Here is a 23,899-nt window from a genome sequence, read left to right on the forward strand (position 1 = left end):
TGTCCCTCATGCGCCACCACGGCGAATCCTCTCCCCCAACATCACCCGGCGCCCCGGTGCGCACCCATTCTGACTGGGCCACCCTGGGTCGCTTGCTGCCCTATCTGTGGCAGTACAAATGGCGCGTGCTGGCCGCACTGGCCTTCATGGTGGGGGCCAAGCTGGCCAATGTGGGCGTACCGTTGCTGCTCAAAAAACTGGTCGATGCGATGGCGGTGCCCCCTGGCGCCGTGACTGCGCTGCTGGTGGTGCCCGTCGCGCTGCTGCTGGGCTATGGGGCCTTGCGCTGGACCACCTCGCTGTTCACCGAATTGCGTGAGCTGGTGTTCGCCAAGGCCACGCAGGGTGCGGCGCGCAGCATTGCCCTGACTACCTTCCGGCATCTGCACGCGCTCAGCCTGCGCTTTCACCTGGAGCGCCAGACGGGCGGCATGACGCGCGACATTGAGCGCGGCGTGCGCGGTATCGAGTCGCTGATCTCGTTCGCCCTGTTCAACATCATTGCCACGCTGGTCGAGGTGGTGCTGGTGCTCTCCATCCTGGGTTCACGTTTTGACATGTGGTTCGTCTGGATCACGCTGGCTGCGCTGGTGGTGTACATCGCATTCACGGTGGTCGTCACCGAGTGGCGCACCAAGTTCCGGCGTGAGGCCAATGCGCTGGATTCTGCGGCGCACACCAAAGCCGTCGATTCGTTGCTGAACTATGAAACCGTCAAATACTTTAACAACGAAGAATTCGAGGCGCGCCGCTACGACGAAAGCCTGGAAGGTCTGCGCCGTGTGCGGCTCAAGAGCCAGAGCACGCTGTCCATGCTCAACAGCGGGCAGCAGGCCATCATTGCCACCGCGCTGGTGGCCATGCTGTGGCGCGCCACGCAGGGTGTGGCCGATGGCCGCATGACGCTGGGCGACCTGGTCATGGTCAACGCCTTCATGATCCAGATCTATATCCCGCTCAACTTCTTTGGCGTGATCTACCGCGAGATCAAGCAGAACCTCGCAGACCTGGACAAGATGTTCACGCTGATGGACCGCGAGCGCGAGGTGGCCGATGCACCGGGCGCCGAGCCGCTCCACATCGCCGCTGGCACCAGCCCGGCGGTGCGTTTTGAAGACGTGCACTTTGCCTATGAACCTGACCGCCCTATTCTGCGCGGCGTGAGTTTTGAGATACCGGCAGGCAAAACGGTGGCTGTGGTGGGACCCTCGGGCGCGGGCAAATCGACGCTGGCGCGGCTGCTGTTTCGTTTCTACGACATTCAGCAAGGCCGCATCAGCCTGGCCGGGCAGGACATGCGCAGCGTCACGCAGGCCAGCGTGCGTTCGTGCGTAGGCATCGTGCCGCAGGACACCGTACTGTTCAACGACACGGTGGCCTACAACATCGCTTATGGGCGCCCCGGCGCTACCCCGCAGGAAGTGGAACAGGCCGCACGCGCTGCGCACATCCATCACTTCATTGCGTCCACGCCCAAGGGTTACGACACCATGGTGGGCGAACGCGGCCTCAAGCTCTCGGGCGGCGAGAAGCAGCGCGTGGCGATCGCCCGCACCCTGCTCAAGAACCCGCCCATTCTGGTGTTTGACGAGGCCACCTCTGCCCTTGATTCAGCCAACGAGCGCGCCATCCAGGCCGAGCTGCGCAGCGTGGCGCGCGGTAAGACCACGCTGGTCATTGCACACCGCCTCTCCACCGTGGTCGATGCCCACGAGATCCTGGTGATGGACGGCGGCCGCATTGTCGAGCGCGGTACGCACGGCGTGCTGCTCGCGTCAGGAGGGCGTTATGCGCAGATGTGGGCGCTGCAGCAAAATGGGGATGGCGCAAGCGCCTGAGCAATGGATGTGCTACAGGCCCGTTCTGGGTGTAAAAAATCAGGTGAAATTAGCCTCTAACGCTTATATGGCAAGCATTAGTAGCTATTGTTTTTATATCAATGTGCGGTTGAATCATTAACTCCCGCCGAGCACTTTGTACAGCGTGACGCGATTGACCTGCTCGGCCAGCAGCAGCGAGATCTGCGTTTGCTGCGCTGCGTAGAGGCTGCGCTGCGCGTCCAGCACCGACAGATAGTTGTCCACACCGGCCTTGAAGCGTGCCTCCGACAGGTCGAACGCCTTTTGCGTGGCCGCCAGCAGGGACGCCTGGGCTTCAAGGCGTTCTGCCCAGCGCGCGCGGTCGGCCAGCGCATCGGCAGCTTCGCGAAACGCGGTCTGCACCGTTTTTTCATACTGGGTCAGCGCCAGTTGCTCATTGGCCTGCGCCACCTGCACATTGGCGCGGTTGCGGCCGCCGTCGAAGATGGGCAGGCGCACCAGCGGCACAAAACTCCAGGTGCCGTTGCCTGCGCCAAAGAGGTTGGACAGCTCGCTACTGGCTGCACCGGTCGACGCGGTCAGGCTGATGGAGGGAAACATGGCGGCACGGGCGGCGCCGATATTCGCCGTGGCTGCCCGCAGCGCGTGTTCGGCCGCCTGGATGTCGGGGCGTACCAGCAGCCGGCTGGAGGGTACAGGCGTTGATAGTGCTGCCAAGGCGGCAACGCCGAGCGAGTTGCTGCCCAGTGGCGACGGCAGCAGCGCTTCGGGGACCGGGCCACCCACCAGCAGTTGTAGCGCATTGCGGTCGCGGTCTACCTGGCTGGAATAAGCGGCCACATCACCGCGTGCCGAATCGACGGTGGTCTGGTTTTGTGCCAGCACCAGCCCGGAGGTGGCGCCCAGCTCGTAGATGCGCTGTGTGATGGCAAACGCCTTGCGCCGCGACTCGAGCGTGCTTTGCGCCAGTGCGAGTCGGGCCTGGTTGGCGGCCAGTGTGAGCCATGCGTTGGCAACATCGGCCACCAGGCTGATCTGCACGTTGCGCTGGGTCTCGGTGCTGAGCAAAAACTGCTGCAGGGCGGCCTCGTTCAGGTTGCGCACACGGCCCCACAGGTCGAGCTCGTAGCTGGCAAAGCCGATCTGCGCGACAAACTGGCTGGTGGTCTGGTCGCGCCCGGCCGTCGTCAGGTCCTGCGCCGCCCGGGTGCGGCTGGCCTGGGCCGATGCGGCCACGGTCGGGAGCCGGTCGGCCTGCTGCACACCGTACTGCGCGCGGGCCTTTTCAATGTTGGTCAAGGCCAGGCGCAGGTCGCTGTTGTTGGCGAGTGCCAGTGCGAGCACCTGGCGCAACTGGGGTGCTTGGACCCAGGCCAAGGCCTCGATTTGATCCAGGCTTTGGGCGGTGGGCTGCGCTGGCACAGCGTCTGCCGTGGTGCCCACGGCGGCGGGCACGGGCGCTGCCGGAGTGCGTGTGGGCGGTGCCAGGTTCATGCAACCGGCCAGCGATGCGACAAGGGTCGCAGTCACCCACAGCGGCACCGTGCTGTCATGGTGTGCCGAGCGTGCAGGCGCGCACGCTGGGCCAGGGGGTGTCGACAAAGGAGGCGTATTCATACGGCGTCCTCCACAACAGGCGCTTCGGGTGGCGGCGGGGCGTTGTCTTCGTGGCGTGAGCGACTGGCAAACCAACTGCGGATCACCAGGAAGAACACAGGCACGAAGAAGATGCCCAGCGTGGTGGAAAAAATCACACCACCGAGCACCGCAGTGCCGATGGCGTGCCGGCCTCCGGCGCCAGCGCCCGTGCCCAGCGCCAGTGGCAAGACGCCAAAGCCGAACGCCATGGACGTCATCAGGATCGGGCGCAGGCGCAGGCGCACAGCTTGCACTGTGGCGTCGTAAGCGCTGCGGCCGGCTTCCTGCAGTTGCGTCGCGAACTCGACGATCAGGATGGCGTTTTTGGACGCCAGGCCCACGGTGGTGAGCAGGCCCACCTGGAAGTACACGTCGTTGGACAGTCCGCGCACACCGGTGAAGACCAGCGCCCCCACCACGCCCAGCGGTACGGCCAGGACGACGGCGAGCGGCACGGTCCAGCTCTCATACAGCGCGGCCAGGCACAGGAACACGAACAGCACCGAGACGGCGTAGAGCAGCGGAGCCTGTGCGCCCGACAGCCGCTCCTGCAGCGATGCGCCGGTCCACTCGTAGCCCACGCCCGCGGGCAGTTGTTTGAGGATGGCCTCGACCGCATCCATCGCTGCGCCGGAGCTCACGCCGGGCGCAGAGTCACCAACGAATTCGTAGCTCGGGCTGCCGTTGTAACGCTGCAGTTGCGGCGCCCCATACGTCCAGTTGGTTGAAGAAAACGCGCTGAAAGGCACCATTTCGCCCTTGTCGTTGCGCACCGTCCACTGGCCGATATCCTGGGGCAGCATGCGGTACGGAGCGTCGCCCTGCACATACACGCGCTTGACGCGGCCATCGTTCAGGAAGTCGTTGACATAGGTGCCGCCCATGGCACTGGACAGTACGCTGTTGATGTTGGCGGTACTCACACCAAGCGCGGCGGCTTTTCGGTCGTCGATGGTGACGCCCAGCTGCGAGCTGTCATCCAGGTTGGTCGTGCGCAGCGTGCGGATCTGTGGGTTGCCCTTGGCCAGTTCCAGCACCTGGTCGCGTGCGCGCAGCAATGCGTCATGCCCCACTCCGCTGAGGTCCTTGAGCTGCAAGTTGAAGCCCGAGTCTGAGCCCAGGCCGCGCACTGCGGGCGGCAGTGTCACAAAAATGCGTGCGTCGCGCAGTACTGTGAGGTCTTGGGTGGCTTTGCGGGCAATCGCCTCGGCGCTCTGGTCTGGTCGCTGGCGCTCGCTCCAGTCTTTGAGGCGCAGGAAGCCACGCGCCGACGCCTGGTCGCCACTCAGGCCGGTGATGGAGTTGAAGCTGATCACATCGGGCTGTTTGGCGAAATAGTTTTGGACTTCCTGCATCACCGCCTGCAGGCGCGCGTCGGTACTGCCCGGTGGCAGGCTGATCTGGATGCGCATGTAGCCCTGGTCTTCCACCGGCAGGAACGACGTGGGCAGTTTGCTGAACAGGAACGCGGTGCCGCCGCAAATGACCAGGAACACCAGCAGCATGCGTTTGCTGCTGTGCAGCAAGCGCCCCACTGCACCCTGGTAGCGGCTGGCGTTGCGGTCGAACTGATTGTTGAACCAGTGGAAAAAACGGTCCGAAATGCCCAGCAGCCCGCGCCGCGGTGTGCCGCCATGCGTATCGTGCTGGCCCCGCGCCACCGGCTTGAGCAAGCTTGCGCACAGAGCGGGTGTCAGGCTCAGCGCCACGAACACCGAAAGCGCCATGGCCGATACGATAGTGATGGAAAACTGCCGGTAAATGACGCCGGTGGAGCCGCCGAAGAACGCCATGGGGATGAACACGGCAGACAGCGTGAGGGCAATGCCGATCAGTGCCGGGGTGATTTCCGCCATGGACTTGCGGGTGGCCTCTTTGGGGGACAAGCCTTCTTCCGACATGACCCGCTCGACGTTCTCGACCACCACGATGGCGTCGTCCACCAGCAAGCCGATGGCCAGCACCAGAGCGAACATGGTCAGCGTGTTGATCGAATAGCCGGCAATCGACAGCACGCCCATGGTGCCCAGCAGCACGACCGGCACCGTAATGGCTGGAATCAGCGTGGCGCGCATGTTCTGCAGGAACAGGAACATCACCAGCACCACCAAAACGATGGCCTCCATCAGTGCGATGACCACTTCCTTGATGGAGGCACGCACGAAGGGGGTGGAGTCCGAGCTGATGAATGACGTTAAGCCGTTGGGGAAATACGGTTGGAGTTCCGCCAGCTTGGCGTTCACAGCGTCGGAAACGGAGGTGGCATTGGCGCCATCGGCCAGCACGATGCCCATGCCGGCGCCAGGCTTTCCGTTGAGTCGCGAGGTGATGGATAGGTTGTCGGCGCCCAGCTCTACACGGGCCACGTCTTTCATCAGCACTGCGGAGCCGTCTGGTGCGACCTTGAGCAGGATGTTCTTGAATTCGTCCACGGTCTTGAGCTTGGTGCGCGCCGTGATGGTGGCGTTGAGCTGCTGGTTCGGTGGCGCGGGCAGGGCGCCCAGCTGGCCGGCCGAGACCTGCGCGTTCTGCGCGTTCAGCGCAGCAATGAGATCCGACGGCATCAGCGCGAATTTCTCCAGCAGCGCCGGGTTCATCCAGATGCGCATGGCATAGCCCGTGCCGAAGACACGCACATCGCCCACGCCATCGACGCGGCCAATGACATCGACCAGATTGGTCGAGAGATAGTCGCCCACGTCCACTTGGCTCACGTTCGGGTCGGGCGAGGTGAAGCTGTAGGTGGTCAGGTAGTCGTTGCCGCCCTTGTTGACGAATACGCCGCGGCTCTTGACGGCTTCGGGCAGGCGGTTGACGGCAGATTGCAGTTTGTTTTGCACCTGCACCTGCGCTACGTCGATGTTGGTGCCCGGGCTGAACGTCAGCGTGGTGCGTGACTGGCCCGATGCGTCGCTGGTCGAACCCATGTAGAGCAGGTTGTCGATGCCCTTGAGTTGCTGTTCGATCACCTGGGTGACCGAGTTTTCCACCGTTTCGGCAGAAGCGCCGGTGTAGGTCGTGCCAATCGTCACGTTGGGTGGCGCGATGTCGGGGTATTGCTCCAGCGGCAGTGTGAAGATGGACAAACCACCCGCCAGCATGATGACGATGGCCAGCACCCACGCGAAGATAGGCCGGTTGATGAAGAACGGTGCCATGGTGTGGGCCTGCGCTTAGCGGGCAGGGTTGCTGGCAGGGGAGGCCGCCGCCGCTGACGCCCCCGGCGCAGGGTTTGGTGCGTCAGGCAATTGCACCGGTTGCGGGGCTACGGTGTCGCCCGGCTTGATGCGCTGGAACCCATCCACGACGACCGTGTCGCCAGCGGACAGGCCACTGTTGACCAGCCACCGGCTGCCCACGGCGCGGTCGATCTCGATCGGGCGGCGCGCCACCTTGTTCTCTGGCCCTACCACCAGCACATTGGCCTTGCCGGCAATGTCGCGCGTCACGGCCCGCTGCGGTACCAGAAGCGCGTCGCTGGAGATACCGGTCGGCAACAGGGCTTGCACATACATGCCCGGCATCAACATGCCGTCGGGGTTGGGCACCACCGCACGCAGCGTGACGGCTCCCGTGCTCGGGTTCACCGTGACACCGGCAAACTGCAGCCGTCCAGGGTGGGTGTACCTGCTGCCGTCCTCCAGGAGAATCGTGATGCGCACGGCACCTTCGCCCAGTTTTTCAAAACGGCCCGCGGCCAGATCGCGCTGGAGCTGCAGCAAATCGCTGCTCGACTGTGTCACGTCCACATACATGGGATCGAGCTGCGAAATGGTGGTCAGTACACCCACTTGATTGGCCGTCACCAAACCGCCTGTGTTGACGTTCGAGAGCGCTGTGCGTCCAGAAATGGGCGCGACGATGCGCGTGTAGCCAAGATTGATGCGCGCAGTCGCCAGGGCTGCTTGCGCCACCGCGACGTCGGCCGCTGTTTGCTCCGCAATTGCCAGACTCTCGTCGTAGGCCTGGCGGCTGATGGCATCGATGCGCACCAGTTCGGCATTGCGCTTGGCGTTGGCCTCGGCAGTGCGCGCCTGGGCCTGCGCCTTGGCGAGCGCGGCTTTGGCGGCTGCTTCAGCGGCCTGGTAGGGCGCTGCGTCGATTTGGTAGAGCGGCTGCCCGGCCTTCACCATCGCACCCTCGGTGAACAGCCGCTTTTGAACGATGCCGTTGATCTGTGGCCGGATGTCCGCGCTCATGAAGGCGCTGGTTCGACCGGCCAGTGCGCTGGTCAACGTTTGGGCTTGTGACTGCAGGGTGATTACGCCGACCTTGGTGGGCTCCTTGGCTGCGCCGGCGGCATTCTTGTCCGCGGCGGGCGCTTTGTCCGAACATCCCGTGGCGAGCAAGCCACTGATCAGCAAACCAAGTGCGAATGCGGACCAGCGAACGTACGGCTGAACGTGTGCTGCAGGATGCCGAGCGCGGGCAACGCAAGCCGTCAGAGGGGGATTGAAATCGTGGGACTGAAAGTGCATGAAAGAAGCCGTCCAGAAGTGCCTACGAATTGTGACAAGCCAATGTGTCTGATTGATAAAGTGGGATATTCGTTGTGCGCGTTCGGCTGCTTGGAGGGACGGCCGCTTCAGCTGCAGGCCCCCCTGACCCTGAAGTGCAGGCGGTTGCTGAGGGTATTCCAGCAGACCCCCTGCAATACGCTCAGCTCTTGCTCAGTGCCCCCACCCGGGTCAGCTTTTCTGGCACCAGCAACTGCCGCATTTCTACCTGCCCCATGATGCCCAGCTCTTCGGCAGTGACGGCAATGGCCTTTCCGCTGGCCATGGCGGCCTTGGCAATGCTGGCGGCCTTTTCGTAGCCAATGATCGGGTTCAGCGCCGTCACCAGGGTGATCGACTCCGTAATGCGCTGGTCCAGCAGAGCGTGGTTGGCTTCAATGCCTTCGACGCAGTTGACCTGCAGCGTGCGACAGGCGTGCGCCAGGTGTGTCAGGCTCTTGTGGAGCGCCCAGCCCATGAGCGGCTCGAAGGCGTTGAGCTGCAGTTGGCCTGCTTCGGACGCCATGGTGATGGCCACGTCGTTGCCGATCACTTCAAAGCACACCTGGTTCATTACCTCGGGGATCACCGGGTTGACCTTGCCCGGCATGATGGACGAACCGGCCTGGCGTGCGGGCAGCTTGATGTCACCCACCCCGGCCTGCGGGCCTGAAGAAAGCAGGCGCAGGTCGTTGCTGATCTTGGAGAGCTTGCTGGCGATGCGCTTCAAGATGCCCGAGATATCGACAAATGCGCCGGTGTCTGCGGTGGCGGCAATCATGTCAGCCGCAGCGGTGACGGGCACGCCCGAGAGTTCGGCGAGCTTCGGAATGACGGCGGCCACATAGCCCACGGGCGCGTTGATGCCGGTGCCAATGGCGGTGCCGCCCAGGTTCACTTCGGTCATCAGATAGGCCGATTCACGCAGGCGTTTTTCGTCGTCGGCAATCATGCTGGCAAAGGCGGTGAACTCCTGGCCCAGCGTCATCGGCACGGCATCTTGTAGTTGTGTGCGGCCGATTTTGAGGACGGGGGCAAATTCAACGGCCTTGGCCTGGAACGCTCCGCGCAGGGCGGCCAGGCAAGCCAATAGATTCTGGATGCCGAAGTAGGTCGCGAGCTTGAGCGCGGTAGGGTAGGCGTCGTTGGTGCTTTGCGAGGCGTTGACGTGGTCGTTCGGGTGGACCGTGTCGTAGCTGCCTTTGGGCAATCCCAGATGCTCGAGGGCACGGTTGGCAATCACCTCATTGGCATTCATGTTCGTGGAGGTACCGGCGCCTCCCTGGATGACGTCGACGACAAACTGGTCGTGCAACTGGCCGGCAATGAGGTCGTCGCAGGCCTGGACAATGGCGCCAGCTTGCATGGTGTTGAGCACGCCGAGCTGCAGGTTGGCATGGGCGGCAGCTTTTTTGACAAAGGCAAAGGCGCGAATGAGTTCGGGCATCTGGGCTACGGTGTGGCCGGTGATCGGGAAGTTCTCGACCGCGCGGGCGGTGTGGACCCCCCAGTAGGCTGCGGGCGGGATGGTCTTGACTCCGATGAAGTCGCTTTCTTGGCGCATGGATCTGCTTTCGTGGTGCGGAAAAACCGCAATACAAGGACAAACGCCGCCCGATGGCCGGCGGCGTTCAGAAGTTCATCAGCACTGCGGGGAGCGCAGCTTCGTGGGCTGGCTGCGCGCGTAGAAACGCCCTGTGCCATGGTTTTGTGGTGCAAGCCCATGGCGCAGGGCGTAGACACGCATTATCAATGCGCAACTGCATAAAGTCCATAGTTTTGCGCATAACCACGGCTGTGGCCTGGCGTGGACCATCGACTCGTGGCGGAGCCTGTTTCTGCAAATATGCGTCCGTGTGGGGCGAACATAAAAAAACCCGCCGAAGCGGGGTGGTTTGGTTGCGCAGCGCTGTGTTTACTGCTTGCGCGCCGCAATCGCTTTTTCTGCCATGTTGACCAAGTCGTTGCCCACCTGGCTCTTCCACTTGTCATACACCGGGCGGGTCGCCTTGACGAAGGCCGCACGCTCGGTGGGCGTGAGTTGGGTCACCGTCACGCCCAGGCCTTCAATTTGCTTGAGCAAGGGCTTGTCAGCCTCGATCACGCCCTTGCGGGCAATGGCGATTTCTTCCTTGCCCGCTTCGATGGCGGCCTGGCGCACGATTTCACGGTCGGCGGGGGTCCAGGAGTTCCAGATGTCCTTGTTCACCACAAAGATCAGCGGGTCGGCAATGTAGCCCCACAGCGTCAGGTACTTTTGCGCCACGCTGTGCAGCTTGGCAGCGGTGAAGATGGCCAAGGGGTTCTCCTGGCCGTCCACGGCGCCGCTGGCCATGGCGGGCTGGGCGTCGGCCCAGCTCATCTGCGTGGGGTTGGCGCCCAGGGCGCTGAAGGTGTCGAGGAACAGTGGTGAGCCGACCACGCGGATCTTCATGCCCTTGAGGTCGTCGGGCGATTTGATGGGTTTCTTTGAGTTGGAAATCTCGCGGTAGCCGTTTTCGCCCCAGGCGAGCGGCACGACACCGGCTTTGTCCAGCGTTTTGAAAAGGGTTTGGCCAACGTCGCCTTGCGTCAGCGCATCCACGGCGGCGTAGTCGGGCATCAGGAAAGGCAGCGAGAACAGGTTGAGCTGCTTGACCTGGGGTGACCAGTTGATGGTCGAACCCACTGCCATGTCAATCACACCTTGGCGCAGTGCCGAAAACTCGCGTGTCTGGTCGCCTTGGATCAGCGAAACACCGGGGTAGAGTTTGATGTTGATGCGGCCGCTGGTGCGCTCGCGCACCTTGTTGGCCCACAGCTCGCCGCCTTTACCCCAGGGGAAGGCTGTGCCCAGCACCAACGACAGGCGGTATTCGCTCTTGTAGGCGGTTTGCGCCAAGGCTGCGGGGCTGCTCAGGGCCAGCAGCGAGGCGGCGGCCACGGCCGAGGTGAGGAAGGTACGCAGTTTCATGGTTTTAGTCTCCTTGTGAAAAATCAGTAACCCAGATAGGCTGGCAGCCACAGCGCCAACTGCGGCCAGAGAATCACACCCAGCATGGCGAGGCACATCGCGCCCACCAGCCACAGCACCCAGTGCGTCGTGTCCTCCATGCGCACGCCGGCAATACGGCTCGAAACCATCAGGTTCACCGCCATCGGCGGCGTGAACTGACCGATGGCGACGTTCAGCGTGAGGATTACGCCAAACCACACCGGATCCCACTGGTAGTGTTGCAGGATGGGCATCATCAGCGGCACAAAGATCAGGAAAATCGAGATGCCGTCCAGGAACATGCCCAGCACGATCAGCATCAGGATGAGCAGCGTCAGCACCGTGCCTTCGCCCAGGCCAGAGTGCACGATGGCGTTGGTGATGGGGTCGATCACGCCCAATGTGGAGAGCGAAAACGCAAAGATGGCGGCGAGCGAAACCACCAGCAAAATCACGGCAGAAAGCTCGCCCGATTCGCGCAGGATCTCGAACAGGTCGCGCACGCGGATCGTGCGGTGAATGACCATCCCTATGAACAAACCGTAGAACACCGCCACCACTGCTGCCTCGGTCGGCGTGAACCAGCCCGCACGCATGCCGCCCAGGATCACCACCGGCGCCGCCAGGCCCCACGCGGCGTCGCGCAGGCTGCGCCAGAAAGGAGGGCGCGGCAGGGCCGCTTCAAGCTGTCCCATGCGGTGGCGCCGAGCGAGCCACACGGTGGGAACAGCCAGCGCCAAACCGGCCAGAATGCCTGGCACCATACCGGCGGCAAACAGCGCCGGTACCGAGGCGCCTGGTACCAGCACCGAATAGACGATGAAGGCCACCGAGGGGGGGATGAGGATGTCGGTGGATGCGGCCGCCGCAACGACGCTGGCCGAATACGCCGGCGGGTAGCCTGCGCGCTGCATGGCCAGCAGCATGACCCCGCCAATGGCTGCCGCCGTTGCCGGGCCGGAGCCCGAAATACCGCCCATGAACATGGCCACGCCAATCGCGACCAGCGGCAGCATGCCGGGGCCGCGCCCCACCACGGCCACCGCCAGATTCACCAGCCGCAGCGCCACACCCGAGCGGTCGAAGATCGACCCCACCAGCACAAACATCGGAATGGCCAGCAAGGGGTATTTACCCAGACCGGCATAAAAATTCTGCGGCACGGCCAGCAGGCCAAACCACTGTGAATCGGCATTGGCGACAGCAATAGCGGTGGCACCTGCCAGGCCTAGCGCAGCGCCGATGGGCACACCGGCCAGCATCAGCAACGCAAAGGCCACGAACAGCAAGGTTGCCGTCATGCCGCAGGCTCCTGACGGGCCTTGCGACCACTGCGTACGAAATGGCCCAGTGCACGCAGGGCAATCAGCGTGGAGAACACCGGTAGCCAGATCGAATACCACCACTGTGGGACACCAATGCCGGGTGAGGTTTCTTCAAAACGGTAGTCGTCCCACACCAGGCGCACACTGAGTACGGCCATGGTGGCAAACAGCAGCGCCACCATCAGTGCGCCCAGCTGGGCCAGCCGCTGGCGCCGTTTCAACGAGCCGCTCTCGGCAAAGTATTCAATGCGGATGTGGCGGTCGCGCGCGACGGCGGCCGAGCCACCCACCATGGCCAGCACGATCATCAGAAAGACCGAAATTTCCTCGGTCCAGGCAATAGAAGAATCAGTGAAATAGCGCACCAGCACATTGGCAAAGGTGATGAGGGCCAGGGTTGCCATGACGATCACGGTGAGCCAGTCTTCCAGACCCAGAAAGCGGGCTTGGGCAGGGGCGGCGACAGGGATGGAAGGCGCAGCCGGGCGCTCGGGCGCGGCGGGGTGATGGGAGGACATGGTTGCAGGTCGCGTGGGAGGTTCTGAAGCACGGCGTGCAAGGCCGCATGCCTGCGCAAGGCAGGCGTAGCGTTGCATTATGCGGTGATTATTCTGCGTACGCAGCGGCCCGGCGTGTGCATGCCGGGTCTGTGGGGACGCCCGGGCGCGCGGATAATGTGCCGATGGAAACCAAGTGGCTTGAAGATTTTGTCAGCCTGGCTGAAACGCGCAGTTTCAGCCGGTCAGCGCAACTGCGCCATGTGACGCAACCGGCATTCTCCCGCCGCATCCAGGCCCTGGAAGCCTGGGCGGGCGCCGATCTGGTGGACCGCAGCTCCTATCCCACGCGCCTGACGGCGGCGGGCAAGACGCTGTACGACCAGTCGCTGGAGGTGCTGCAGGCGCTGCAAAATACCCGTGCGATGCTGCGCGCGCACAGCACGTCCAGCCAGGACATGATTGAGTTTGCGGTGCCGCATACGCTGGCATTTACGTTCTTTCCGGCGTGGGTCGCCAGCCTGCACAACCAGTTTGGCCCGTTCAAGAGTCGGCTCATTGCACTCAACGTGCACGACGCCGTGATGCGTTTGGTGGAGGGGAGTTGCGATGTGCTGGTCACTTACCACCATGAATCCCAGCCCTTTCAGCTCGATGCCAACCACTACGAGATGGTCAGCCTGGGCAAGGAGGTGCTGTCGCCCTACAGCAAGCCCGATTCCGAGGGGCGGCCGCTGTACTGCCTGCCCGGTAAACCGGGTCAGCCGCTGCCGTACCTGGGCTACGCGCCGGGCGCCTACCTGGGACGGGTGACAGAGCTCATCCTCAAACAGTCGGGCACGGCCATCCACCTCGACCGGGTGTACGAAACCGACATGGCCGAAGGCCTGAAGGCCATGGCGCTGGAAGGCCAGGGAGTGGCCTTTCTGCCCCACAGCGCGGTCAAGAAAGAACTGCGCGCCCGCCGCTTGGTGAGCGCAGTGCCACCTGGCATGGAAAATTTGCAGATGGTGATGGACGTGCGTGCCTACCGCGAGCGGCCCACCGGCAAGGAGGAGCCCAAAGGCACGGCTCAGGCGCTCTGGGCCTACCTGCAGGCGCAGGCCAGTGGCCCTGCGGGTGCGGCGCTCGCATAATTTATTTGCATAACGCCGCGCATATTCGGCATTGGAATTGCTCTTGGACGGAACGTACTATTCCGCCCCTTGACGCCGTTTCATTGCCGGAATGCGGAAATTGCGTTCACAGTGTGCCGGTGCGAAGTGTCCACAAGGCACGAGGCCGACCATTTTCATGACCTGAACCAGGTCGATGCTGAACAAGAGAATCCACATGAACGCATTAAAAGGATGGGCCTGGGGCCTTGCCGTAGTTTGCGCTGCAGGCTCTGCAGGCGCTGCGACGGTGCTTGAGCGTGTGAGTGCAGGGGGCGCGCTGGTCATTGCCCACCGTGAGTCCTCTGTCCCCTTCTCGTATTTGGACGCCGCAGGCAAGCCCATCGGGTATGCCGTGGACCTGTGTCTGCACCTGGCCGATGTGGTGCGCCGCAAGACCGGCATGAAGAACATGCCGGTGCAGTTTTTGCAAGTCACTCCGGCCAATCGGGTCGATATGGTCGCCCAGGGCAAAGCCGACATGGAATGCGGCTCCACGACCAACAATGCCGAGCGGCGCCAGAAAGTGGCATTCACTATTCCGCACTTCATCACCGGCGCGCGTCTGCTGGTCAAGGCGTCCAGCCCCATCAATCGGGTGGAAGATCTGATGGGCAAGAAGATGGTGTCCACCAAGGGCACGACGCCCCTCAAGGCGGCCGAGCAGGCCAATCGCGAGCGGCTGATGGGTATCACCATTCTGGAAGCCCCTGACCACGCCCGAGGCCTGGAGATGGTGGAGACGGGTGAAGCCGATGCCTTTCTCATGGACGACGTGTTGCTCTATGGTCTGGCCGCCAACCGCCCCGACCCCAAGGCTCTCAAGGTGGTGGGGCGATTCATGACCACCGAACCCCTGGCCATCATGCTGCCCAAGGATGACGTGGATTTCAAGAAACTGGTGGACGAGGAAATGCGCCGCCTGATCACCAGCCGCGAAATCAACCCCATCTACGACAAGTGGTTTGCCAAGCCTATCCCGCCCAACAATACAACGCTGAACCTCCCCATCAGCTACCTGTTGCGCGACTTCTGGAAGTACCCCACCGACTTCGTTCCGTTTTGATTTTGTGCAGCGCCTTGGCGGGGGCGTTGCACAATGCCCGATTCTGTGAGGGTTTGCCACGCTGTGCAGCGTAGGTGACGACTCTCTAGAATCAACTCTTTTCCCGTTTACCCACAAGGAGACAAGTATGAAGAAACATTTGCTGGCTGCAGCCATCACCGTTCTGGCTGCAAGCAGTGCCTTTGCACAGGCCAATGACACCCTGGCCAAGATCAAATCCTCTGGCACTATCACACTGGGCGTGCGGGAGTCCTCGGGCCTGTCCTATACGCTGGGTAATGGCAAGTACGTCGGTTTTCACACCGAGATGGCTGAGCACATCATTTCCGACCTGCAAAAGCAGCTCGGTCTGGCCAAGCTGGAAACCAAGTACCAGCCTGTGACCTCGCAAAACCGCATCCCGCTGGTCACCAACGGCACAGTGGATCTGGAGTGCGGCTCCACCACCAACAACGCCGCTCGCCAGAAGGACGTGGCCTTTGCCGTGACCACCTATGTGGAAGAAGTGCGCATGGCGGTCAAGGCCAGCTCGGGCATTGCTGCCATCAAGGACCTGAACGGCAAGACCGTGGCCACCACCACCGGCACCACCTCGGTGCAGACCCTGCGCAAGAATGAACGCGCCGGTGGCCTGGACTTCAAGGAAGTCTATGGCAAGGACCATGCTGACAGCTTCCTGATGGTGGAGACCGGCCGTGCTGACGCCTTCGTGATGGACGGCTCCATCCTGGCCGCCAACATTTCTAAGTCCAAGAACCCGGCCGATTTCAAGATCGTGGGTGAGGTGCTGTCGGTCGAACCCATTGCCTGCATGCTGCGCAAGGATGACCCGGCCTTCAAGAAGGCTGTAGACGATTCCATCAAGCGCCAGATTGCTGATGGTTCGCTGGCCAAGCTGTACGACAAGTGGTTCATGCAGCCTGTGCCGCCCACCAACACCAAGATCGGCCTGCCTCTGTCTGAAGCCACCAAGAACGCCTGGGCAAATCCGAACGACAAGCCCATGGAAGACTACGCCAAGAAGTAATCGGAGCGATCCCATGCCCCTTCGAGCCATGCGTTCGGGGGGGCTTTTTTTGTTGCGCGGCGTAGGCCGTCACATGAAAGGAATCCTATGAGCTGGGATTGGCAGGTGTTCTGCGAAGACACCTTGGATCGCCAGGCGGTGCCAGGCTGCTTTGGCAAGGGCGGCGACATCACCTATCTGGACTGGTTGTTGTCGGCCTGGGGCTGGACAGTGTCCGTATCGCTGCTGGCGCTGGCGCTGGCGCTGGTGCTGGGCGCGGTCATTGGCACGCTGCGCACTCTGGAGGGGCGCCGCGTGGTAGTGGGGTTGTGCAATGCCTGGGTCGAGCTGTTCCGCAACATCCCGCTGCTGGTGCAGATTTTTCTTTGGTACCACGTGCTGCCCACTTTCTTCCCGGTGCTGCAGGGCGTACCGGGTTTTGTGCTGGTCGTTTTTGCGCTGGGTTTCTTTACCTCGGCGCGGATTGCCGAGCAGGTGCGTGCAGGTATCCAGGCGCTGCCACGCGGCCAGCGCTACGCCGGGCTGGCCATGGGTTTCACCACGTTTCAGACCTACCGCTATGTGCTGCTGCCGATGGCGTTGCGCATCATCATCCCGCCGCTGACCAGCGAGACCATGAATATTTTCAAGAACTCGTCTGTGGCGTTTGCCGTGTCGGTGGCCGAGCTGACGATGTTCGCCATGCAGGCACAAGAAGAAACCTCGCGCGGCATCGAGGTCTATCTGGCCGTGACGGCGCTCTACGTGATCTCGGCGTTTGCCATCAACCGCATCATGGCGTTCGTCGAAAAGCGTGCACGGGTTCCGGGCATGGTCGCCGCGAGCGGGGGAGGTCACTGATATGCAACTGGATTTTTCCTTCTACAACTGGGACCTGATTTCCAACTTCGTGCTCAAGGGGTTGTATTTCAGCCTCATGCTCACGGTGGTGGCCACCATCGGCGGTGTGTTCTTCGGCACCTTGCTGGCGCTCATGCGGCTTTCGGGCAAGAAGTGGCTGGATATGCCGGCCACCATCTACGTCAATGGCATGCGCAGCATTCCGCTGGTGATGGTGATTCTTTGGTTTTTCCTGCTGGTGCCCGCCATCATCGGTCGGCCCATTGGCGCCGAGGTGTCGGCAGTGATTACCTTCATTGCCTTCGAGGCCGCGTACTTCAGTGAAATCATGCGCGCCGGTATCCAGTCCATCCCGCGGGGCCAGGTGTACGCGGGCCAGGCGCTGGGTATGACCTACGGCCAGAACATGAAGCTCGTCGTGTTGCCGCAGGCGTTTCGCAACATGCTGCCGGTGCTGCTCACGCAGACCATCATCCTGTTCCAGGACACCTCGTTGGTCTACGCCATCGGCGCCTACGACATGCTCAAGGGCTTCGAGGTAGCCGGTAAGAACTTTGGACGCCCCATCGAGGCCTACCTGGCCGCGGCGGTGCTGTACTTTGTGATGTGCTACGCCCTTTCCTGGACGGTCAAGCGCCTGCACCAGAAGATCGCCATCATCCGCTGAAGCGGGCAAAAGAGATTGGATTGAGGAACAAGAAATGATCGAACTCAAGAACGTATCCAAGTGGTATGGCCCGGTACGGGTGCTCAACGAATGCACGGCCTCCATCAGTAAGGGCGAAGTGGTGGTGGTGTGCGGCCCATCGGGCTCGGGCAAATCCACGCTGATCAAGACCATCAACGCACTCGAACCCTTTCAGAAGGGCGAGATCACGGTCGATGGCATCCCGCTGCACGACCCTAAGACCGACCTGCCCAAGCTGCGCTCGCGTGTGGGCATGGTGTTCCAGCACTTTGAGCTGTTTCCGCACCTGTCGGTGACGGAGAACCTCACCATCGCACAGATCAAGGTGCTGGGCCGCAGCGCAGACGACGCCAAGAAGCGCGGCCTGAAGATGCTGGAGCGCGTGGGTTTAACGGGCCACAAGGACAAGTTTCCTGGTCAGCTCTCGGGCGGCCAGCAGCAGCGCGTAGCCATTGCGCGTGCGCTGTCCATGGACCCCATCGTCATGCTGTTCGACGAACCCACCTCGGCACTCGACCCCGAAATGGTCGGCGAAGTGCTGGATGTGATGGTAGGCCTCGCCAACGAAGGCATGACCATGATGTGTGTGACCCACGAAATGGGTTTTGCCCGCAAAGTGAGCCACCGCGTGATCTTCATGGATGTGGGCGGAAAAATCCTCGAAGACTGCTCCAGGGAAGAGTTCTTCAATAACCCCGACGCCCGCAAGCCGCGCACCAAGGACTTCCTGAACAAGATCCTGCAGCACTGAGTGCAAACGGTTACCGAACCAGCGGCACCTTCGGGTGCCGTTTTTGCGTTTGCATCCAGGCGCTGGCTTGCGGTGGCGCCGGTAAGATGCAGGGCACTGGAATCCCCCGGCGTGACCAACATGGTCTGAACGAGAAGCTGAATATGAAACAACCCGTGGTCATCACCGCCGAACTCACGTCCGAGAATGCCCAGGCACTGGCGCAGTTCGTCAAGCAGATCAGCCATGAGGCCATCCGGGCGTGTTCCCGCGATGATGCGGAAACCTTCCTGGTGCGCGACGCGCTCGATTCGTTGCGCGAGGCCCTGGATCTGGCCGGATTCGACCCCGAATAAGCCCGCCCCCGGGTGAAGCCTGGCGGGTCCGCCAGGCGCCAGGGCGGGGGAGTGATGGGACAATGGCAGCCATGACCGCCGCCCAAGACACCCTCACCATCACCCGCCCCGACGACTGGCACCTGCACGTGCGCGACGGCGAGGCCCTGCACACCGTCGTGCCGCACACGGCCGCCCAGTTTGGCCGGGCCATCATCATGCCCAACCTGCGCCCGCCCGTGACCACGGCCCAGCAGGCGTGTGATTACAAGCAGCGCATCCTGGCCGCCGTGCCCGAAGGCGTCGCTTTCGAGCCGCTGATGACGCTCTACCTCACCGACAACCTGCCGCCCGATGAAATTGCGCGTGCCAGGGAAGCCGGTGTGGTCGCCGCCAAGCTCTACCCTGCGGGCGCCACCACCAACAGCGATGCGGGCGTGACCGACCTGCGCAAGACCTACAAGACCCTGGAGGCCATGCAGAAGGCGGGCCTGCTGCTGCTGGTGCACGGCGAAGTGACCAGCCCCGACATTGATCTGTTCGACCGTGAAGCCGTGTTCATCGAGCAGCAACTCATCCCGCTGCGCCGCGACTTCCCCGAGCTGAAAATCGTCTTCGAGCACATCACCACGAAGGAAGCCGCGCAGTACGTGCAGGAGGCGGGCCCCTATACGGCTGCCACCATCACCGTGCACCACCTGCTTTACAACCGCAACGCCCTCTTTACGGGGGGCATTCGCCCGCACTACTACTGCCTGCCCGTGCTCAAGCGCGAGCAGCACCGCCAGGCCCTGGTGCAGGCGGCTACCAGCGGATCAGACCGGTACTTTCTGGGCACCGACAGCGCCCCCCATCCTGCACATCTGAAGGAGCACGCCACGGGCTGCGCCGGTTGCTACACGGCGCACGCCGCCATGGAGATGTACGCCGAGGTCTTCGACAGCGCGGGTGCCTTGGACCAGCTCGAGGGCTTCGCCAGCTTTCACGGCCCCGCTTTCTACGGCCTGCCGCGCAACGTCGGCACCATCACCCTGCGCCGCGAAAGCTGGACACCGCCCGACAGCTTTGCCTTTGGCGAGGCCGAACTCAAACCCTTGCGCGCAGGCGAAGCGCTGCCGTGGCGGCTGGTGAGCTGATGCCCGTTGCGCCCGGTACCCCGCACGGCACGGCGCGCAGCCTGGCGCTGTTCATCGATGCGGACAACCTGTGCGACCCCACTGCGCTCGACCATGTCCTGACCGATGTGCGCCAGCGCGCCGAACGGGTGTTGTACAAGCGCGCCTATGGGCGGGCGGAGAGCCTCAAAGCCATCGAGTCAGTGCTGTGGCGCCATGGCGTGCGCCCCGTCGCCAACATGATCGTCAACAAGGTGACGACCGACAGCGCCTTGGTGATCGACGCAGTCGAAGCGGTATGCACCAATACCATCGATGCGGTGGCTATCTGCTCGGGTGACGCAGACTTCGTACCCTTGGCCACCTGGCTGCGCGAGCGCGGCTGTCAGGTGTGGTGCTTCAGTCTGGCCGACCGGATCTTCGCCAACCCGGAGAGTTTTTACGACGACGTGGTGCTCATGGAGCTGGTCGCGGCGCCCGCGGCAGAGACCCCGCGTGCAGCCGTGCCCGAGCCGCCTGCGCCTGTCGAGCCCGCCAAGGAAGCGTTGTCTGCCGCCGCCACCGAGCAGGACGCTGATCAGCGAGTCCTCAAGGCATTTCCGGCGCTGCGCAGCGGGTTGCCCCAGCATCTGAACGCGGTCGTGGCCGCGTTGCGCCAGCAGGGGATTCTGGCCCCATCGCAGAAAACGGCAGTGTGGTTCCGCCAGCACGGCGCGGCATTCCGTCTTTTTCCGGACCCGGCGCCCAATCGCATTGTTTACTGCCCATTGCCTGTGCGCGCGCCAGCTGTGCCCGCTCTAGCTTCTGCTGGGGCACCTGTGCCGGCGCCGCCGCTGTCCAGCAGTGATCCTTCTGCAGTTGTGCGTCAGGACGCGCGGCTGCTGGCGCGCCTGCGGCAGGCCGCGCAGGACAGCCAGGAGGCTGATGGCTGGGCGACCGTCAGCGCCCTGCGCATGCAGCTGGGCGCGAAAGCGGTCTTTGACGTGCGCAGCCATGGTTTTGCGACGCTGACAAAGTTGTTGCTTGCAACGCAAGCCTTCGAACTGCGCGCGGTTGGCACGCCCCAGGTGGCAGTCAGGGTCCAGCCGGTGGTGCCGTCCAGGGCGGTTCCTGCCGCGCCTGTTGCGCCCGAGGTCGTTACCTGGCCCAGTCGGCAGGGCAGGCGCCCGGCACCGCCTTTGCCTGCGCCCTTGCACGCACTGCGCGCGTCCCTGCAGCGGCTTGCCCTGCAGCGGGTGCGGCGTGAAGATGTGCTCCAGGCCGTGCCGGAACTGGTCTTTGGCGCGCCCTGCGCTCTCCATGCTGTGGCGGGGAGGCTGCGCGACAAAGGATTGCTCGCGCCTGCGCAATCGGCCCTGCGCATTCTTGAGCGCCATCCACAATCGTTCGAGATCGACCTGCTCCACCACCCGCAAAGCGTGCGTCATGTGGGCCCCCTTGCCCGGTGAGGCATGACAGAAGTCGCTGCCATCGATTGGCAAGCGCCCTGGCTGGCCCCCTGGCGCGAGCGCGGTCTGCCGTTGGCCCGGCAGGTGGTCGCCGGTACGCCGGTGGCCCAGGCCCTGGGGTCAGCGCCCGATGCTCCGGTGCGCTTCGTGCCGCAGGCGGCGCTGCCCCCGGGCCAGGCCTACGAGCAGTTCATCTTCGACACGGGCCAGGTGCCCACGCGCGAGAACCTGCACGACTTTTTCAATGGACTGGTGTGGCTGCACCTGCCGCAAGCCAAGCGCCGCATGAACTGGCTGCAGGCGCAGGCCATTGCTGCGCAGGGCGTGGGCGCGGTGCGCGGGCCGCTGCGTGATGCGCTCACCTTGTTTGATGAAAACGGCGCTTTGCTCGATGCGCCCGCGCCCCTGTGGCAGGCGCTGCGCGCACGGGACTGGCAGCGGTTGTTTGTGAACCTGCGGCCGCTGTGGGCGCAGGCGCGGCTGTTGCTCGTCGGCCATGCGCTGATGGAAAAACTGGTCGTGCCCCGTAAAGGCATCACAGCGCATGTCTATCAAGCGCCTATAGCTATTGAAACAATAGCGCAAACGGATGCCTGGCTGGCTGCGGAGCTGCAGCCGGGTATTTGGGTGCAGAAACCTTTTGTTCCTTTGCCTCTCATGGGGGTACCGGGCTGGTGCCATGGGAACGACGCGGTTTCCTTTTATGATGATCTTTCGGTTTTTCGCCGCGCAGCAGCCCACCCGGCTTGAAGCCACGCACGGTCGTCCCCACCTTTTGAAACCTTGATAAACCTGCACGCTTGTGCAAGCACCATGAAACGAATCTTTCTGTTCCTGCTGACCAACATCGCTGTCGTGGCCGTGCTCGGCATCGTGGCCAGTCTGCTCGGCGTCAACCGCTACCTCACTGCCAACGGCCTGAACCTGGGGGCTTTGCTGGGTTTTGCCTTGGTCATGGGCTTTGGCGGCGCCATCATTTCGCTGCTGATCAGCAAGCCCATGGCCAAGTGGAGCGCGGGCGTGCAGATCATCGACGGCACGCGCTCGGTGGACGAGGCCTGGATCGTCGAGACCGTGCGCAAGTTTGCCGACAAGGCCGGCATCGGCATGCCCGAGGTCGGCATCTTCGAGGGCGACCCCAATGCCTTCGCCACGGGCGCCTTCAAGAACTCGGCCCTGGTGGCCGTCTCCACCGGCCTGCTGCAAAGCATGACGCGCGAAGAAGTCGAGGCCGTCATCGGCCATGAGGTGGCGCACATCGCCAACGGCGACATGGTCACCATGACGCTGATCCAGGGCGTGATGAACACCTTCGTCGTCTTCCTCTCGCGCGTGATCGGCTATGCCGTGGACAGCTTCCTGAACAAGAACAACGAAAACCGCTCGGGCCCCGGCATCGGCTACATGGTCACCACCGTGGTGCTCGATATCGTGCTGGGCTTTGTGGCCGCCATCATCGTCGCCTGGTTCTCGCGCCAGCGCGAATTCCGCGCCGACGCCGGCGCCGCCCAGCTCATGGGCCGCCGCCAGCCCATGATCAACGCCCTGGCCCGCCTGGGCGGTGTGCACCCGGCCGAGCTGCCCAAGAGCATGGCGGCCATGGGCATCGCCGGTGGCATCGGCAAGCTGTTCAGCACGCACCCGCCGATTGAAGAGCGCATCGCCGCGCTGCAGAACGCGCAAAAGGGCTGATGGCGCAGCGCCGCCATGGGCGGCGCGTGCTCAGGGCCGTGCAGGTGGCGCCTCGCGCACCAGCCGGATGCCCACCAGGGTGTAGCGCGTCTGCGGCGAGTTCCAGTTGCGAAAGCTGCAGCGCGCATACAGCGACCAGGTGTGCCAGGAGCCACCACGGCGCACGCGCACCTCGCCGTTTTGCGGGCCCTGTGGGTCGTCCAGGGGTGATTGCGCGTAGTAGGTGTCGCTGTGCCAGTCGGCCGTCCACTCCCACAAATTGCCCAGCATGTCATGCAGTCCGAAGGCGTTGGCCGGATAGCTTCCGACCGGCGCGGTGAAGGCATGGCCATCGTGGCCCGCCAGGGCCAGGGCCTGCCAGCGGGGCCAAAAGGTGGCGGCATCGGCGTCGAAGGTGTTGGCAATGCCCAGCAAGGATTCGGGCGCATCGCTGCCGGGGTAGCGCGTGCGCGCACCGGCGCGGCAGGCGTACTCCCATTCGGCTTCGGTCGGCAGTCGGTACACCGCGTTCTCCCGCTGGCTCAGCCATGCGGCCAGCGCCACGGCGTCGTTCCAGGTCACGTTGGCCACCGGGTGGCGGTCGCTTTGTGCAAAGCCTGGGTTTTGCCACGAGTATTTTGGGTCGCGTCCCTCGAAGGCGTCGCCGCGCTGGGTAGTGGCCGGGTCGTAGGCGGCGTTGTAACCATAGCCGCCAGTGCCATCGGCCATGGATTCGGGCGTGTAGCCCGAGGCTTTGACGAACTGGCGGAACTGCCCCACCGTGACTTCGTGCCGGCCCATGAAAAAGGGCTGCGTGATGCGTACCCGGTGCACCGGCGCCTCATCGCCCAGCGCGGTCAGGCGCCTGCGCTCGTACCGTGGGTAGTCGTGTGCCAGGCGCTCGGGCCCCTCGTCGCTGCCCATCAGGAAGTCGCCTGCGGGGAGCAGCACAAATTCCATGCCCAGGCTGTTGGTGGTCACCCGCGGCCGGGAGGGATCGCCCGGGGCAGCGCAGCCTCCAAGCAGGCACGCGCAGAGGGACAGGGCTGTCAGCGAACGCAATAGGCGCATGGGC

General features: G+C 63.4%; 20 protein-coding genes. 12 read left to right on the plus strand and 8 right to left on the minus strand.

Annotated features, from left to right (window positions below; all coding sequences use genetic code 11):
- The first annotated feature begins 8 nt into the window (after positions 1–8).
- Entirely contained in the window at positions 9–1,838 is a 1,830-nt protein-coding gene (locus C8D04_RS17255) for an ABC transporter ATP-binding protein/permease (protein WP_116002715.1), read from the plus strand.
- A 117-nt stretch (positions 1,839–1,955) separates the two neighbouring features.
- On the opposite strand, the gene C8D04_RS17260 is transcribed toward C8D04_RS17255, so the two are convergent.
- The 7 genes from C8D04_RS17260 to C8D04_RS17290 all read right to left on the minus strand — a co-directional run bounded on the left by C8D04_RS17260 (position 1,956) and on the right by C8D04_RS17290 (position 12,771).
- Complete coding sequence (locus C8D04_RS17260; protein ID WP_116002717.1) at positions 1,956–3,437, minus strand: efflux transporter outer membrane subunit; 1,482 nt, start codon at positions 3,435–3,437, stop codon at positions 1,956–1,958.
- Positions 3,434–6,616: an efflux RND transporter permease subunit gene (locus C8D04_RS17265; RefSeq protein WP_116002719.1), complete on the minus strand. Its 3,183-nt coding sequence runs from the start codon at positions 6,614–6,616 to the stop codon at positions 3,434–3,436. The genes C8D04_RS17260 and C8D04_RS17265 overlap by 4 nt, the downstream gene beginning before the upstream one ends.
- A 15-nt stretch (positions 6,617–6,631) precedes the next feature.
- Positions 6,632–7,936, minus strand: coding sequence for an efflux RND transporter periplasmic adaptor subunit (locus C8D04_RS17270; protein ID WP_116002721.1), 1,305 nt, complete (start codon positions 7,934–7,936; stop codon positions 6,632–6,634).
- Positions 7,937–8,117: 181 nt separating this feature from the next.
- The gene (locus C8D04_RS17275; RefSeq protein WP_116002722.1) at positions 8,118–9,518 is read right to left on the minus strand and encodes an aspartate ammonia-lyase; all 1,401 of its coding nucleotides are present in this window, start codon (positions 9,516–9,518) and stop codon (positions 8,118–8,120) included.
- A gap of 351 nt (positions 9,519–9,869) precedes the next feature.
- Positions 9,870–10,907 (minus strand): DctP family TRAP transporter solute-binding subunit, encoded by a 1,038-nt coding sequence (locus C8D04_RS17280; protein ID WP_116002724.1) that lies wholly within the window; start codon positions 10,905–10,907, stop codon positions 9,870–9,872.
- Positions 10,908–10,930: 23 nt separating this feature from the next.
- On the minus strand, positions 10,931–12,229 hold the full coding sequence (locus C8D04_RS17285; protein ID WP_116002726.1) for a TRAP transporter large permease: 1,299 nt from the start codon (positions 12,227–12,229) through the stop codon (positions 10,931–10,933).
- On the minus strand, positions 12,226–12,771 hold the full coding sequence (locus tag C8D04_RS17290) for a TRAP transporter small permease (RefSeq protein ID WP_116002727.1): 546 nt from the start codon (positions 12,769–12,771) through the stop codon (positions 12,226–12,228). Before C8D04_RS17290 ends, C8D04_RS17285 begins: the two co-directional genes overlap by 4 nt.
- A 164-nt stretch (positions 12,772–12,935) precedes the next feature.
- Here C8D04_RS17290 and C8D04_RS17295 point away from each other — a divergent pair, with 164 nt between their 5' ends.
- The 11 genes from C8D04_RS17295 to htpX all read left to right on the plus strand — a co-directional run bounded on the left by C8D04_RS17295 (position 12,936) and on the right by htpX (position 22,845).
- The gene (locus tag C8D04_RS17295) at positions 12,936–13,886 is read left to right on the plus strand and encodes a LysR family transcriptional regulator (RefSeq protein ID WP_116002729.1); all 951 of its coding nucleotides are present in this window, start codon (positions 12,936–12,938) and stop codon (positions 13,884–13,886) included.
- Positions 13,887–14,082: 196 nt separating this feature from the next.
- Positions 14,083–14,970, plus strand: coding sequence for an amino acid ABC transporter substrate-binding protein (locus C8D04_RS17300; protein ID WP_116005892.1), 888 nt, complete (start codon positions 14,083–14,085; stop codon positions 14,968–14,970).
- A 127-nt stretch (positions 14,971–15,097) separates the two neighbouring features.
- Entirely contained in the window at positions 15,098–15,997 is a 900-nt protein-coding gene (locus tag C8D04_RS17305) for an amino acid ABC transporter substrate-binding protein (protein WP_116002731.1), read from the plus strand.
- Positions 15,998–16,084: 87 nt separating this feature from the next.
- Positions 16,085–16,837, plus strand: a complete 753-nt coding sequence (locus C8D04_RS17310; protein ID WP_116002733.1) for an amino acid ABC transporter permease — start codon at positions 16,085–16,087, stop codon at positions 16,835–16,837.
- A gap of 1 nt (position 16,838) precedes the next feature.
- On the plus strand, positions 16,839–17,504 hold the full coding sequence (locus C8D04_RS17315; RefSeq protein ID WP_116002734.1) for an amino acid ABC transporter permease: 666 nt from the start codon (positions 16,839–16,841) through the stop codon (positions 17,502–17,504).
- A gap of 34 nt (positions 17,505–17,538) precedes the next feature.
- Entirely contained in the window at positions 17,539–18,276 is a 738-nt protein-coding gene (locus C8D04_RS17320; protein WP_116002736.1) for an amino acid ABC transporter ATP-binding protein, read from the plus strand.
- A 143-nt stretch (positions 18,277–18,419) separates the two neighbouring features.
- Positions 18,420–18,611 carry a hypothetical protein gene (locus C8D04_RS17325; protein WP_133243655.1) on the plus strand — a complete coding sequence of 64 codons (192 nt, stop codon included), beginning with the start codon at positions 18,420–18,422 and terminating at the stop codon, positions 18,609–18,611.
- 71 nt (positions 18,612–18,682) lie between these two features.
- A complete protein-coding gene (pyrC, locus tag C8D04_RS17330; RefSeq protein ID WP_116002740.1) occupies positions 18,683–19,726 on the plus strand; it encodes a dihydroorotase in 1,044 nt (347 codons plus the stop codon).
- Positions 19,726–21,153, plus strand: coding sequence for an NYN domain-containing protein (locus C8D04_RS18760; protein WP_158550266.1), 1,428 nt, complete (start codon positions 19,726–19,728; stop codon positions 21,151–21,153). The genes pyrC and C8D04_RS18760 overlap by 1 nt, the downstream gene beginning before the upstream one ends.
- A 3-nt stretch (positions 21,154–21,156) precedes the next feature.
- Entirely contained in the window at positions 21,157–21,903 is a 747-nt protein-coding gene (locus tag C8D04_RS17340; protein WP_116002742.1) for a DUF3025 domain-containing protein, read from the plus strand.
- Positions 21,904–21,966: 63 nt separating this feature from the next.
- The gene (gene htpX, locus C8D04_RS17345) at positions 21,967–22,845 is read left to right on the plus strand and encodes a protease HtpX (protein ID WP_116002744.1); all 879 of its coding nucleotides are present in this window, start codon (positions 21,967–21,969) and stop codon (positions 22,843–22,845) included.
- Positions 22,846–22,875: 30 nt separating this feature from the next.
- On the opposite strand, the gene C8D04_RS17350 is transcribed toward htpX, so the two are convergent.
- Positions 22,876–23,784 carry a formylglycine-generating enzyme family protein gene (locus C8D04_RS17350; RefSeq protein ID WP_233521217.1) on the minus strand — a complete coding sequence of 303 codons (909 nt, stop codon included), beginning with the start codon at positions 23,782–23,784 and terminating at the stop codon, positions 22,876–22,878.
- Positions 23,785–23,899 lie beyond the last annotated feature (115 nt).

Source organism: Simplicispira sp. 125 (assembly GCF_003096555.1).
GTDB lineage: Bacteria > Pseudomonadota > Gammaproteobacteria > Burkholderiales > Burkholderiaceae_C > Simplicispira.

Excerpts from the sequence above, each read along its gene's own strand:
- pyrC (WP_116002740.1), top strand. The coding sequence starts at position 18,683 with ATGACCGCCGCCCAAGACACCCTCACCATCACCCGCCCCGACGACTGG.
- htpX (WP_116002744.1), top strand. The coding sequence starts at position 21,967 with ATGAAACGAATCTTTCTGTTCCTGCTGACCAACATCGCTGTCGTGGCC.
- C8D04_RS17340 (WP_116002742.1), top strand. The coding sequence starts at position 21,157 with ATGACAGAAGTCGCTGCCATCGATTGGCAAGCGCCCTGGCTGGCCCCC.
- C8D04_RS17325 (WP_133243655.1), top strand. The coding sequence starts at position 18,420 with ATGAAACAACCCGTGGTCATCACCGCCGAACTCACGTCCGAGAATGCC.
- C8D04_RS17320 (WP_116002736.1), top strand. The coding sequence starts at position 17,539 with ATGATCGAACTCAAGAACGTATCCAAGTGGTATGGCCCGGTACGGGTG.
- C8D04_RS17290 (WP_116002727.1), bottom strand. The coding sequence starts at position 12,771 with ATGTCCTCCCATCACCCCGCCGCGCCCGAGCGCCCGGCTGCGCCTTCC.
- C8D04_RS17280 (WP_116002724.1), bottom strand. The coding sequence starts at position 10,907 with ATGAAACTGCGTACCTTCCTCACCTCGGCCGTGGCCGCCGCCTCGCTG.
- C8D04_RS17270 (WP_116002721.1), bottom strand. The coding sequence starts at position 7,936 with ATGCACTTTCAGTCCCACGATTTCAATCCCCCTCTGACGGCTTGCGTT.
- C8D04_RS17315 (WP_116002734.1), top strand. The coding sequence starts at position 16,839 with ATGCAACTGGATTTTTCCTTCTACAACTGGGACCTGATTTCCAACTTC.
- C8D04_RS17350 (WP_233521217.1), bottom strand. The coding sequence starts at position 23,784 with ATGGAATTTGTGCTGCTCCCCGCAGGCGACTTCCTGATGGGCAGCGAC.
- C8D04_RS17300 (WP_116005892.1), top strand. The coding sequence starts at position 14,083 with ATGAACGCATTAAAAGGATGGGCCTGGGGCCTTGCCGTAGTTTGCGCT.
- C8D04_RS17255 (WP_116002715.1), top strand. The coding sequence starts at position 9 with ATGCGCCACCACGGCGAATCCTCTCCCCCAACATCACCCGGCGCCCCG.
- C8D04_RS17285 (WP_116002726.1), bottom strand. The coding sequence starts at position 12,229 with ATGACGGCAACCTTGCTGTTCGTGGCCTTTGCGTTGCTGATGCTGGCC.
- C8D04_RS17260 (WP_116002717.1), bottom strand. The coding sequence starts at position 3,437 with ATGAATACGCCTCCTTTGTCGACACCCCCTGGCCCAGCGTGCGCGCCT.
- C8D04_RS17305 (WP_116002731.1), top strand. The coding sequence starts at position 15,098 with ATGAAGAAACATTTGCTGGCTGCAGCCATCACCGTTCTGGCTGCAAGC.
- C8D04_RS17310 (WP_116002733.1), top strand. The coding sequence starts at position 16,085 with ATGAGCTGGGATTGGCAGGTGTTCTGCGAAGACACCTTGGATCGCCAG.
- C8D04_RS17265 (WP_116002719.1), bottom strand. The coding sequence starts at position 6,616 with ATGGCACCGTTCTTCATCAACCGGCCTATCTTCGCGTGGGTGCTGGCC.
- C8D04_RS17275 (WP_116002722.1), bottom strand. The coding sequence starts at position 9,518 with ATGCGCCAAGAAAGCGACTTCATCGGAGTCAAGACCATCCCGCCCGCA.
- C8D04_RS17295 (WP_116002729.1), top strand. The coding sequence starts at position 12,936 with ATGGAAACCAAGTGGCTTGAAGATTTTGTCAGCCTGGCTGAAACGCGC.
- C8D04_RS18760 (WP_158550266.1), top strand. The coding sequence starts at position 19,726 with ATGCCCGTTGCGCCCGGTACCCCGCACGGCACGGCGCGCAGCCTGGCG.